A 12552-nucleotide genomic window follows, 5' to 3' on the forward strand; every position below is an offset into this window, starting at 1 on the left:
GGCCGACGCTGAAGGCATTTCAATTACCTGCGAGGTCATCGCTAGCCGAGCGCCCGCAGCTTCGCCTTCACCTCGAGAAAGTCCCGCCATGCCAGCTTCTTGTGCGCGGGCGTCCGCAAGAGATAGGCCGGATGCAATGTCGGCATGGCCGGAATGGCAATGCCGGACGCCGTGGTGTGGACGCGCCAGTTGCCGCGCAGCCGCAGGATACCTTCCGAGGTGTTGAGCAAGGTCTTGGCCGATGGACCGCCGAGATTGATCAGCACCTTGGGATTGACCAGTTCGATCTGACGCTCGATGAACGGCCGGCAGATTTCCGTCTCGTGCGGCGTCGGCGTGCGGTTGCCGGGTGGCCGCCAGGGAATGACATTGGCGATGTAGGCTGAGTTGCGGTCAAGGCCGATCGCGGCCAGCATGCGGTCGAGCAGGCGGCCCGAGCGGCCGACGAAGGGCAGGCCTTCAATGTCCTCGTCACGGCCGGGGGCTTCACCGACCAGCATGACAGCGGCTTGCGGGTTGCCGTCGGCGAATACGAGGTTCTTGGCGGTCGCCTTGAGATTGCAGCCCTCGAAAGCGGCCATGTGCTGGCGCAGTTCGTCCAGGGACACTGCCGCGGTCGCCAGTTGGCGCGCCAGCGCCGCCTGCGCCTCGTCTGGCACGGCCGAGGTCGGCGGGCGCGGGGCCGGAGCATCCGGCACGGCGCGCCCATCGAGGCGCGGCGGAGCCACGGGCGGCTCCGGTGCGCTGCTTTCGCGTGGCGTCGTGGTCGGCATGCGCTCCGCCGGCTTCGGCGCGGCCTCCGAGAACCGGTTTACCGGCGCATCCTCCAGAGCCTCGTCCACACCCACGCTGGCATAGAAGGCGAGCAGATCGGCGAAATCGACCGGATTGTTGGGAGAGGCGGCAGTCATGGCCGCACCATCGTCCGGGCGGCGTCAATTTGCAACCTCGGCGAAGGCGGTTCGCGACGGTCTAGCCTGTGGGTATGCGTGGATCCTGCACGAGATAGAAGGTCCATCGCGGCGTGTAGTCGGTCATCAGGAACTCGAAGCTGGCGGTCTTCAACGGGTCCACCTTGCCGTTTTTGAACAGCAGCCGGTCATAGGGTTCGAAGTCGCGGTCGAAATCGGCGAAATTGCTCGACCAGATATTGTCCGGCGTCTTGTTGCGCTGGTCGAACGAAAGCCCGTCCCCGAACACGCTTGGCTGATCCAGTATTTCCTGCAGCTCGAACTGGAACTCGATCCAGGCCTGGCCGCTGTTGTTGAGCACCTCAAGGCGCATATACATGATGCCGTTGGCAAACTCTCCAGCCTTGCCGAATGTCTGGATCGGCTTTGTAGTGCGGATGGTCAGCGTCACGGGTGTCGCCGAATTCAGCTCTTCGGTGATGACAAGCGGATCGTCCTTGGTTCCGATGCCGGAGGCTCCGGTGATGCGGAAACCGCCAAGCTCGTCGGAGAATGAGTACGCGCCTGTAGCCCAGACCTTCACTTCATCTGCGACGGCATGGCCCGGCGCCAACGCCAGAAGGACCAAAATAACCGCCCGGCAGGCCCGGCCGGGCGTTGATGGAAAGCGCGTCGAAGAGAAGCCGCCTGGCCCGGGAATGCGCATGGCGGGAAGTATGGCCGATAAGCAAGCCGTCGAACAATAGAAAACGCAAGCTTGAGGGGCCGTGCCGCGCCGAAACGGCTTGGCTGCCGCGGAATGCGCGACTTTTTGGCCAAATCCGCATTGTCACGTATGCGCCGGTTTCCTGTCGCCAATTGATGCGCTATGCAGCGCAGGAGCCAGCAAGATACGCCAACGGCGGCAAGCCAGTGCGGAGGGGTTGATGAGCGATATCGAACGCGAAAGCATGGAATTCGACGTGGTCATCGTCGGTGCCGGACCGGCCGGCCTTGCCGCGGCCATCCGCCTCAAGCAGGTCAATCCCGAGCTTTCCGTCGTCGTGCTGGAAAAAGGCGGCGAGGTCGGCGCCCATATCCTGTCGGGCGCCGTGGTCGATCCGATCGGCATCGACCGGCTTCTGCCCGGCTGGCGCGAGGAGGATGGTCATCCCTTCAAGACGCCGGTCACGGCGGACCATTTCCTGGTGCTCGGCCCCGCCGGTTCGTTCCGCCTGCCCAACATCCTGATGCCGCCGCTGATGAACAACCACGGCAACTACATCGTCTCGCTGGGTAACGTCTGCCGCTGGCTGGCTGGCAAGGCCGAGGCGCTTGGCGTCGAAATCTATCCAGGCTTTGCCGCCGCCGGCCTGCTCTACAATGAAGAAGGCGCCGTCACTGGCGTCGTTACCGGCGACATGGGCGTCGAGAAGGACGGCACGCACGGTCCGGGCTTCGCGCCGGGCATGGCGCTGATGGGCAAATATGTGCTGATCGGCGAGGGCGCGCGCGGTTCGCTCTCCAAGCAGCTGATCGCTAAATATAACCTCTCCGATGGCCGCGAACCGGGCAAATACGGCATCGGCCTCAAGGAACTCTGGCAGGTCAAGCCGGAGAACCATCGGCCGGGTCTGGTTCAGCATTCCTTCGGCTGGCCGCTCGACATGAAGACCGGCGGCGGTTCGTTCCTGTATCATCTGGAGGACAACCAGGTGGCCGTCGGCTTCGTCCTCCACCTCAATTACAAGAACCCCTATCTGTCGCCCTTCGAGGAATTCCAGCGCTTCAAGACCCATCCGGCGATCGCAGGCACGTTTGAGGGCGCCAAGCGCCTGGGCTACGGCGCGCGCGCCATAACAGAGGGCGGCTGGCAGTCGGTGCCGAAATTGTCTTTCCCGGGCGGTGCGCTGATGGGATGTGCGGCCGGCTTCGTCAACGTGCCGCGCATCAAGGGCTCCCACAATGCGGTGCTGTCTGGGATGCTGGCGGCCGATCATGTCGCCGAGGCGATCGGCGCCGGCCGTGCCAATGACGAGCTTTCCGCCTACGAGGAAGCCTGGCGGGCGACCGACATCGGCAAGGACCTGAAGAAGGTGCGCAACGTCAAGCCGCTCTGGTCGCGTTTCGGCACCATCATCGGCGTCGGCCTCGGCGGCCTCGACATGTGGCTGAACACGCTGTTCGGCGTCTCGCCCTTCGGCACGCTAAAGCATGGCAAGGCCGACTATGCGACGCTCGAGCCTGCCGCCCAGCACAAGAAGATCGCCTATCCGAAGCCGGATGGCGTACTCACCTTCGATCGCCTGTCCTCGGTGTTTCTATCCAACACCAATCACGAGGAAAACGAGCCGGTGCACCTCATCGTCGGCGACATGGCGCTGCAGCAGCGGTCGGAGCACGATGTCTTCGCCGGGCCTTCCACGCGTTATTGCCCAGCGGGCGTCTATGAGTGGGTGGACAAGGATGGCAATGCCGCCGCCGATCCGCAGGCCAAGGACGTGCGCTTCGTCATCAACGCGCAGAACTGCGTCCACTGCAAGACCTGCGACATCAAGGACCCGAACCAGAACATCAACTGGGTGCCGCCGCAAGGCGGTGAAGGACCGGTCTACCAGGGCATGTGACCCCTGAGCCGCCGGGCTGTCCAGGGCGCGGCGGCAGAAAAAACGCCGCGGAGTGCTGGCTGCGCGGGCATGCAGCACAGCAGAACCGTTGAAACGATCACCGGCTTGTGGTTCCCTTCTCCAGGGACAAGGAGAAGGCCGATGCGCCGGACAGTTCTGACATGCCTCATCGTCATCGGAACACTGTGTGCGCCGGAGGCCTGGGCTGGCACCAGGGCAATCGTCCAGACTCGGACCTACGACATCAAGGGAAGCTCGGGTACGGCCTTCATCGAGGCGATGGACAGCAAGGGTCCCAAGCATGGCTTCATGACGCATGCCATCGCCACAACTGCCTATACCGTCGACTGGGATCTCGGCGGGGGGCAGGACAACGGCTTCTGCCGGCTGCGGCGGGTCAACGGCACGCTCAATCTGTTCTACACCTTCCCTCGCGTTGGTTCGCCCATGACGCCGGCGCTGAAAAGGCGGTGGAACAGATTTTTCGCCGGTGTTCGCGCCCATGAGGAAACGCATGGGCGCATCGCCAGGAAGATGATGCGCGCTACGGAACGGTCGATAGCCGGCCTGCGGGTTGCCAACGACCCATCATGCGACAAGATGCGCCGCGAGGCTCGGCTTCGCATCAAGACCGTCTATGCGGAATATGAGGCCAGGCAAAACGCTTTCGACCGGCGCGAGCATAGCGATGGCGGCCATGTCGAACATCTGATCGCTGCCTTGATCGGGAAACCTTGAACGCGCAATCCATTCGCCATCTCGACGCTTCTGCGCTGCGCGGCGCGTGTAAGTCAGCCCTGCGGCTTGGCTGACAAGCCGCTCGCCGCGAGCGCCGTGGCGTGCCCATCCTCGGGCTGCTTCTGATCCGATCGAACCGTAAATTCGACCAGCACCGGCAGATGGTCGGAGCCGGTATCCTCCAGCCGCGTCGATGACAGGATCTTCAGCCCGCCCTTGCTGAACACCTGGTCGATCGGCAGGCCCGCATAGCGGCGCAGGAAGTCGGGCAGTGTGCGGTGGATCCAGGTCGGGCCGGCTGAAGGCATCAGTGTCAGCCCGCCGAGCGCCGCGACCCGCCGCACCGCCGCACTCCAGGGCACGGCGTTGCAGTCGCCGGCCAGGATCGCGGTCTCGCCGAGCGCGGCCAGTGGCTGCGCCAGTTCACCGATCTGCCAGTATTGCTCCTTCGGCCAGGGCCAGCTCAAATGGATCGCGGCGACATCGACATCGCTCCCGCCAAAGTCGATGGTGGCGGTCGCCATCGCGCCGCGCGGCTCGCAACGCGGCGCGGTGTCGGCGGCAAACGGCCGGCGCGACAGCAGCGCCACGCCGAACATGCCGTTCGGGTAGGGGCAGAGGATACGGTACGGGTAGGCGCTGGCGATGTAGCCAAGCTCGGTCGTCCACATCGCCGACACTTCGTCGAGGGTGATCACATCAGGATTGGTGCGGCCGATCAGTGAGAGCACTTTCTTCGGCGTCGGGTTGTTGAAGCGCAGGTTCATCTGCAGCAGGCTGTAGACGATCTGGTCGGCGGGCTTGGCAACTGCTGGCTGCGGCCACAACCTGGGCAGTGCGTTTGCCGTCGTGGCCAGGCAGGCGATGGCGAAGAGCAGTGCCGCGGCCGCCTGCAGCCGGTAGGAACTCGCAAGCAGCGGCAGCGCCAGAAGCGCCATCAGCACACTGAAGTGAATGCGGAAATGCGAGAAGGAATCGAAAGCGGGGTGCAGCGCGCCGAAAAACCCGGCCAACAAAGCGGCCGACAATACCGTTATCGCCAGGAATACCAGCCCAGCCGTCATGTTCAAGCGCGCGCCTGTTGTCATTGAGGTCGTGTCTGCCGAATGCCGCCTGCCGATCCGTTCGATTTTGCTTGTCCGCCAAATTACGGCCTGAGCAAGACGACCAATTGCCTCGCCGAGGCTTCGCACGACCGCCTACTGGAACGCTGTCTCCGAAAAGCTCCTGAGCTTGCGCGAATGCAGCCGCTCCATCGGCATCTCGGCCAGCTTCTCCATCGCCCTGATGCCGATGGTCAGGTGCTGCGCCACCTGGCGTTTGTAGAACTCGGTCGCCATCCCAGGCAATTTCAACTCGCCATGCAGCGGCTTGTCGGAAACGCACAGCAGCGTGCCATAGGGCACCCGGAAGCGGAAACCATTGGCGGCGATCGTGGCCGATTCCATATCGAGCGCGATCGCGCGCGACTGTGACAGGCGCTGCACCGGTCCGCGCTGGTCGCGCAGTTCCCAGTTGCGGTTGTCGATGGTGGCCACGGTGCCGGTGCGCATGATGCGCTTCAGATCATAGCCCGACAGGCCGGTGACCTCGGCGACTGCCTCCTGCAGCGCAACCTGGATCTCTGCCAATGGCGGGATCGGCACCCAGACCGGCAGATCGTCGTCCAGCACGTGATCCTCGCGCACATAGGCATGCGCCAGCACATAATCACCCAGCGCCTGAGTGTTGCGCAGCCCGGCGCAGTGACCAAGCATCACCCAGGCATGTGGCCGAAGCACCGCGATATGGTCGGTGATGGTCTTGGCGTTGGAAGGACCCACGCCGATATTGACCATGGTGATGCCGCCATGGTTGGGCTTCTTCAGATGGTAGGCCGGCATCTGCGGCAGGCGCTGTGGTGCTACGCCTTCGCTGGGCGCACTCTGCCCGGCCCGGGTGATGACGTTGCCGGGTTCGACAAATTCTGTGTAGCCGTCGCCCCCCTTTTCCATCAGGTCGCGGGCGCGGGCGACGAACTCGTCGATGTAGAACTGATAGTTGGTGAACAGCACGAAGTTCTGGAAATGCTGCGGGCTGGTTGCGGTGTAGTGCGTCATGCGGTGCAGTGAATAGTCGATGCGCTGCGCCGTGAACGGCGCCAGCGGCCGGGGCTCGCCGAAGGCGACCTCGAACGTGCCGTTGGCGATCTGATCGTCGGTACCGTCGAGATCCGGCACGTCGAACAGGTCGCGGATCGGCCGCTTGATGCGCTCGGCAGCGGCGCCGTCCACATAGGTGCCTTCCAGGAAAGCGAAATGCAGGGGAATCGGCGTGGTCGATTCCGAGACGGTCACCGACACGCCGTGATTGCGCATGATCAGCCGAAGCTGCTCGATGAGGTAGGTCTCGAACAGGTCCGGCTGGGTCACCGTGGTGGCGAAATGGCCGGGCGTCGGCATGTGGCCATAGGCCTGGCGCGAGTCGACCTGGGTGAACGAACTCGTGGTGACGCCGATCTCGGGGTAGAAGGCCCGGCAGCGCTTGCTGCTGTCGCCGCCGGCGGCAAGGGCTGCGAAGGAATCGCGAAGGAACTTGGTGTTGCGGTTGTAAAGCACCTTCAGCGCGGTAACGGCCTTTTCGGCATTGTCGAAGCTTTGCCGGCCAAAAGGCTCGGGCATGACGACTGATTCGATGGCTTGGGGGTAGATTCGCTTTTCCATGACTCAATATAGAGACTTGGGGAGGCGGTTGGGAGGGGGCTCGCCGCCGAAGGCGCTCAAAGCGCCATTTTTCTTCAACCCCGCTGCAGGCTGACCAGCAGCACGAACCCGACGCCGGACTTTCTGAGCGCCGGCGCCTCGATCGTCGAGCCGGCATCGGCGCGCATCATCGGCACCGCCAGGACCGGAGCGGCCAGGAGCACCAGGATAAGCGCCGCCCTCGGCAGGAGCCGGAGGGTCTTGGCGAGGTTGGCGGCGATGCGGTTCATGATGTCTGTGCTTTTCTTTTCGAGGTCTGGTTCTCTGTTTCAGTGGCGAAGGTTGGTCGGGCACCCGAGGTGGCACATTCTGGCGGCTTCGTCCCAGGAGCGGGGGGACCGGGCCGCTTCGGCGACGAGGATGGCGAAGAACATCCCAAACAGGCTCATCAGCAGGCAGACGATGGTGAAGCGGCGAGCAAGCATTGGGTCCGTGTCTCCTTCAACAAGCAGGAGAATGCCCTGACGCCTCTGAACCGGCTCTGATGCCGGCGTTCATCTGCGGTTCAAATTGATTGACGGGACATTGGCTGGGTTGCCGTCGGCCCGAACGGACATCGAGGGTCACGGTCAGCGCGTCGATAAAACGAAAACGAGGCCCGCCGGGCCCCGTTTTGAGATCGCAAGGAGATGGACGATCAGAGCTTGTGCCAGGTCTGGCTCTTGCAGATCAGCCCGCCTAGCACGCAACCGCTCATCTTGAGCGAGGTGCCAGCCAATGTCGCCTTGCCGGAATAGGTCTTGTCGTTTGCCGGATCGGTGATGTTGCCGGTATATTTGTTGTCGCCGGCCGCCTTGAGCGATCCGATGGTCTTGCCGGCATATTTACCGGACTTGAGCGTAATGGAAAATGAATCGCCGCCTGAAATGGCCGCGGTGTCGCCTGCCTGCGTTTTCCAGTTGCCCTCGATCGGATCGGCCCATGCCGCGCCGCTCAGCATCAAAGTGGCCGCCAGGGCCAGGCTCACTTTTCGAAACATGTCTTCCTCCGTTTGGATAGCCGGCCGGATGCCCCGCCTCGCCGGTCTGCCGCTTACGCAAACGTAAGCTAGTCCAGCTTCCGTCAAAACAAAAGCGGTGCCGCAACGGAAGACTTTGGCGTTTTGAAAGCGGCTGAATTCGCTCTGTCGGGACGGAAACGGAAACGATCGCCGCGTCGTGTTTGTTTCCCGTGGTTAGCGGAGTGTTGATCGGGGTCCCGAAAATTTTCGTCAAATTTGGCGAAAACCAGCCGAATTGCTGGTTTCGTATCCTTAACGAATTTCCGTGTTTACCTCTTGTTTTAGCTTTGTTTTCCTCAAATTAAGCACGCCATTTAACGACGGATTCAAGCCTGCGCGGCATTCTCGAAAGCATCGAAAGAGCGCCCCGGACAAGACAAACGGAGGCAGCTCTCGGGAGCCAGACAGGGGACTAAAATGGCACGTTTTGAAATGCTTGAAGCAGGCTTCGGCGCCATGGGGGCAACTGCCCAGGCCGACATTCTTTTCGAACTGGGCATGATGTATGCGACCGGTCGCGATTGCGAGACCGATGTCGTTGCCGCCCACAAATGGTTCAACATCGCCGCCATCAAGGGTTCGGCCCGCGCCGCGGAACTGCGCTCGGAACTCTCGGCGGCCATGTCGAAGGTCGAGATCGCCAAGGCGCTGCGCGAAGCCCGCGAATGGATGACGATGCACTGAGTCCCGCCAGACGGGGACGCTCCGGCCAAGACCGCTAAAAGACGGTCGGGCCAACAGGGACAAGGCTGCGCAGACAGCCAGGCCACGGGCCAACAACAAAAAGAATGCGGCAGGCCGACAGGTCCAAGCCGCGCGACGGACCATGATCCCGAAAGTGGAATCGGGGCTTCGGCAAGATCATGGCCAACAGGAAGACAGGGAAGGTGGGTTGGGTTCACAGCGCGGGGGGCGCCGGGGAAACAGCCTGACAGGCAAAAAGCCACGACCAGCCGGAACAAGGCTGGCGTGGCTTTTTGCGTGGATGAGACCGCGCAGGCCCAATCGAGCGGCGCCAATGCGCCTAGACAGGCCCGGTGAAGGATGAAATTGTCCCGCCTCTCTGGAAGAAGCGCGGCCGGGGCGGCCGCGCGTTAGTGGAGGAGTTCTATTGTCATGAAAAAAATGAGTATTTTGAGCGCGGCCATTTTCGGCCTGATGATGAGCGCGCCTGTCGCATTCGCCGACGACATCACCGTATCGGTGGTCGGCCCGATGACCGGACAACTCGCGACCATCGGCGATCAGTTCAAGCAGGGCGCACAGGCCGCGGCCGATGCCATCAACGCCGCGGGCGGCGTCAACGGCTCGATGATCAAGCTCGACATCGAGGACGACCAGTGCGACCCCAAGCAGGCCGTTTCGGTCGCCAACCGCATCATCGCCAACGGCGTCAAGTTCATCGACGGTCATGCCTGCTCGGGTTCGAGCATTCCGGCCTCGGCCGTCTATGCCGAAGCCGGTGCGCTGATGATGAGCCCGGCCTCTTCGAACCCGGTGCTGACCGACGCCGCGGCCAAGTCCGGCTGGCCGACGATCATGCGTCTTTATACGCGTGACGACGCACAGGGCGCCTTCATCGGCCCATGGATCGCCAAGAAGTATGCCGGCAAGAATGTGGTCATCCTGCACGACAAGAGCGCCTACGGTCAGGGCGTGGCTGACGCCGTCAGGGCAACCATGAATACCGGTGGCCTCAAGGAAGTCTACTATGACGCCATCAACCCCGGCGAGAAGGACTATTCGGCGCTTGTCACCAAGCTGAAGGATCTCAAGGCCGATGTCGTCTATTTCGGTGGCTACCATCCTGAGGCTGGCCTGATCCTGCGTCAGTCGGCCGAACAGAACCTGAAGTTCCAGCTGATCATGCCGGACTCGATCGCCTCGCCGGAGTTCTGGCAGGTTGCCGGCCCGGCCGGCGAGGGCACCATGTTCGTGTTCCCGTCGGATCCGCAGGCAAAGCCGGAAGCCAAGGCGGCCGTCGAGAAGATCAAGGCCGGCGGCTTCGTGCCGGAAGGCTTCACGCTGTTCTCCTACGCCGTAGTCCAGGCTTTCGCCGAAGGCATCAAGCGTGCCGGCAGCGACGATCCGGCCAAGGTTGCCGAAGCGTTGAAGAACGGCACGCCGATCAGCACCGTTGTCGGCGACGTCACCTTCGACGAGAAGGGCGACCTCAAAAATGCCAGCTATGACATCAACCAGTGGCATGACGGCAAGTACGCGCCGATCGCGCAGTAATCGCTCCGACGATCGGCTAGAGCAATTCTAGGAAAAGTGTGTAGCGGTTTTCCGTCCAGAATTGCGTAAAAACAAGAAGTTAGAGCGGGTCAGAGATTCTATCAAACTCTGAACCGCTCTAGTCCAAGGAAATGGCCGGGTTCTTCCCGGCCATTTCTGTTTGCGGTCCGCGATGCGCTCCGGCTATCGGCCGGTGGCGGCGGTCGACGCGTTCTGGTCCTCGATGAACCCCACCAGCACCGCCCCGTCGGTGACCTGTGACCCTTCCCCGGCGATCTCGGCGATCACCCCGTCATGCGGGGCGGCGATGGTGTGCTCCATCTTCATCGCTTCGAGGATCAGCAGAATTTGTCCCTTGATCACGGCGTCGCCTTTCGCCACGCGCACAAGCTTGACGAGACCCGGCATCGGCGCGCGCAGGCTGCCGGAGGCGGCAGCGGCTTCATCGCTCCTGGCCAGGGGATCCGGCACGGTGAAAGTATAGGCGACAGCGCCTTCGAACACGGTGATGTGGCCAGGCCAGCGGGCGAGGCGGGGAACGGCCCGAAGGTCATGCGAATTGGTGCTGTCATACGGCGCATCGAGCGCCACCTGAAAGCGTCCGTCCGGCCGCATTGAAACCTTGGCCAGGATGGCCTCGTCGCCGAACTTCAGCCGCATGCGCCGCGCAACCCCGTGGAAATGCGCATAGCCGGCAAGCGACGACCAGGGGTCGTCCGACGACGGCAATGCTCCGGCACCCGAGGCGGCCAACGCGGCAGCCGAGATGACTTCGCCGGTCGGCGGCGCGACCGCCGTCAGCATCTCCTGGTGTCTGCCGATCAGGCCGGTATCGACGTCGCCCGCCGCAAAATCCGGATCGGCGGCAAGAGCGGCAAGAAAAGCGGCGTTGACGGTGGAGCCGGCAATCTCGATTTGCGCGAGCGCGGTGCGGAGCGCCTCCAGCGCCGCCTGCCTGTCCCCGGAATGGACGACCAGCTTCGCGATCATGGGGTCGTAATAGGGCGAGATGGCATCGCCAGCCCGCACGCCGGTCTCGATGCGCATCGCGGCACCCTCGGGGGCAACGCCCGGAAATTTCAGGTGGTGCAGCGTGCCCGTCGCCGGCAGAAACCCCTTGGCCGCGTCCTCTGCATAGATGCGCGCCTCGAAGGCATGGCCGCAAAGCGCGATCTCGCTTTGTGTCTTCGGTAGTTTTTCGCCGCTGGCGACGCGCAACTGCCACTCGACGAGATCGGTGCCGGTGACCATCTCGGTGACCGGATGCTCGACCTGCAGGCGGGTGTTCATTTCCATGAACCAGAAGCGGTCGGCCTTGAGGCCTTGCGAGGCGTCGACGATGAGCTCGATGGTGCCGGCGCCGGAATAGTTGATCGCCTTGGCGGCCTTCACCGCCGCCTCCGTCATCGCCTTGCGCAAGGCCGGCGTCATGCCGGGGGCGGGGGTCTCCTCGATCACCTTCTGGTGGCGGCGTTGCGCCGAGCAGTCGCGTTCGTAGAGATGCACGGCATTGCCGAAATTGTCGCCGAACACCTGCACTTCGATATGCCGTGGCTTGTCGACGTATTTTTCGACCAGCACGCGGTCGTCGCCGAAGGCGGCCTTGGCTTCGCGCCGGGCGCTGGACAGCGCCTCGGAAAAATCATCGGGATGCTCGACGCGCCGCATGCCCTTGCCGCCGCCGCCGGCACGCGCCTTGATCAGCACGGGATATCCGATCTCGCGGGCTTTCGAGGCAAGCAGCACGATCTCCTGCGCCTCGCCATGATAGCCCGGCACGACCGGAACGCCGGCTTTCTCCATCAGCCGCTTGGCGGCGTCCTTGAGCCCCATGGCGCGGATCGAAGCGGCCGATGGGCCAATGAAGGTGAGCCCTGCGGCTGTGACCTGATCGACGAAGTCAGGGTTTTCCGAGAGGAAGCCATAGCCCGGATGGATCGCTTCGGCACCCGTCGCAAGTGCTGCCGCGACGATCCTGTCGCCGCGCAGATAGCTCTCGCCGACAGGCGAGGGGCCGATATGGACCGCCTCGTCGGCCATTTCGACATGCAGGGATCTCGCGTCGGCATCCGAATAGACGGCGACGGTGTGCACGCCGAGCTTGCGGGCGGTGCGGATGACGCGGCAAGCGATCTCGCCCCGATTGGCGATCAGGATCTTGCTAAACATGGAGCCTCCAGCGGCGAATTTGCTTCGAGCGACGCAGGCCTTGCTTCGCGCTCGCCTCAGTGGACATATCCCCCACGAGAGGCACGCTGTCCTGCCGACCTATGCTGGCAGACGTTCCCTCGACCTCTCCCTTACCAAGGGAGTGCTCC

At 63.2% G+C, this 12552-nt stretch carries 12 protein-coding genes; 4 read left to right on the forward strand and 8 right to left on the reverse strand.

Annotation, left to right across the window (positions count from 1 at the left end):
- Positions 1 to 41: 41 nt before the first annotated feature.
- Together EN824_RS08860 and EN824_RS08865 are read right to left on the reverse strand one after the other, a co-directional pair.
- Positions 42 to 911, reverse strand: coding sequence for a uracil-DNA glycosylase (locus EN824_RS08860; RefSeq protein ID WP_127278147.1), 870 nt, complete (start codon positions 909 to 911; stop codon positions 42 to 44).
- A 61-nt stretch (positions 912 to 972) separates the two neighbouring features.
- Positions 973 to 1617, reverse strand: a complete 645-nt coding sequence (locus tag EN824_RS08865) for a hypothetical protein (protein WP_135932154.1) — start codon at positions 1615 to 1617, stop codon at positions 973 to 975.
- Between the two features lie 220 nt (positions 1618 to 1837).
- On the opposite strand from EN824_RS08865, the gene EN824_RS08870 reads away from it, so the two are divergent.
- Together EN824_RS08870 and EN824_RS08875 are read left to right on the forward strand one after the other, a co-directional pair.
- Positions 1838 to 3517: an electron transfer flavoprotein-ubiquinone oxidoreductase gene (locus EN824_RS08870; RefSeq protein ID WP_135932155.1), complete on the forward strand. Its 1680-nt coding sequence runs from the start codon at positions 1838 to 1840 to the stop codon at positions 3515 to 3517.
- Positions 3518 to 3658: 141 nt separating this feature from the next.
- Complete coding sequence (locus EN824_RS08875; RefSeq protein ID WP_135932156.1) at positions 3659 to 4255, forward strand: DUF922 domain-containing protein; 597 nt, start codon at positions 3659 to 3661, stop codon at positions 4253 to 4255.
- 53 nt (positions 4256 to 4308) lie between these two features.
- Here the strand turns inward: EN824_RS08875 and EN824_RS08880 are convergent, their stop codons facing one another.
- The 5 genes from EN824_RS08880 to EN824_RS08895 all read right to left on the reverse strand — a co-directional run bounded on the left by EN824_RS08880 (position 4309) and on the right by EN824_RS08895 (position 7975).
- Positions 4309 to 5319 carry an endonuclease/exonuclease/phosphatase family protein gene (locus tag EN824_RS08880; protein WP_245520975.1) on the reverse strand — a complete coding sequence of 337 codons (1011 nt, stop codon included), beginning with the start codon at positions 5317 to 5319 and terminating at the stop codon, positions 4309 to 4311.
- Positions 5320 to 5454: 135 nt separating this feature from the next.
- Entirely contained in the window at positions 5455 to 6915 is a 1461-nt protein-coding gene (locus EN824_RS08885; RefSeq protein ID WP_245520716.1) for an AMP nucleosidase, read from the reverse strand.
- Positions 6916 to 7031: 116 nt separating this feature from the next.
- Positions 7032 to 7226 (reverse strand): hypothetical protein, encoded by a 195-nt coding sequence (locus tag EN824_RS08890; RefSeq protein WP_127871363.1) that lies wholly within the window; start codon positions 7224 to 7226, stop codon positions 7032 to 7034.
- 39 nt (positions 7227 to 7265) lie between these two features.
- Positions 7266 to 7421 carry a hypothetical protein gene (locus EN824_RS35145; protein WP_189522146.1) on the reverse strand — a complete coding sequence of 52 codons (156 nt, stop codon included), beginning with the start codon at positions 7419 to 7421 and terminating at the stop codon, positions 7266 to 7268.
- A gap of 212 nt (positions 7422 to 7633) precedes the next feature.
- Positions 7634 to 7975, reverse strand: a complete 342-nt coding sequence (locus EN824_RS08895) for a DUF2147 domain-containing protein (protein ID WP_127871364.1) — start codon at positions 7973 to 7975, stop codon at positions 7634 to 7636.
- Positions 7976 to 8413: 438 nt separating this feature from the next.
- On the opposite strand from EN824_RS08895, the gene EN824_RS08900 reads away from it, so the two are divergent.
- On the forward strand, positions 8414 to 8680 hold the full coding sequence (locus EN824_RS08900; protein ID WP_010915070.1) for a sel1 repeat family protein: 267 nt from the start codon (positions 8414 to 8416) through the stop codon (positions 8678 to 8680).
- 432 nt (positions 8681 to 9112) lie between these two features.
- Positions 9113 to 10234, forward strand: a complete 1122-nt coding sequence (locus EN824_RS08905) for a branched-chain amino acid ABC transporter substrate-binding protein (protein ID WP_127281159.1) — start codon at positions 9113 to 9115, stop codon at positions 10232 to 10234.
- Between the two features lie 183 nt (positions 10235 to 10417).
- Here EN824_RS08905 and EN824_RS08910 read toward each other — a convergent pair whose 3' ends face one another.
- A complete protein-coding gene (locus EN824_RS08910; RefSeq protein WP_135932158.1) occupies positions 10418 to 12403 on the reverse strand; it encodes an acetyl/propionyl/methylcrotonyl-CoA carboxylase subunit alpha in 1986 nt (661 codons plus the stop codon).
- Positions 12404 to 12552: the final 149 nt, after the last annotated feature.

It is taken from the genome of Mesorhizobium sp. M8A.F.Ca.ET.181.01.1.1, assembly GCF_004792025.1.
Taxonomy (GTDB): domain Bacteria; phylum Pseudomonadota; class Alphaproteobacteria; order Rhizobiales; family Rhizobiaceae; genus Mesorhizobium.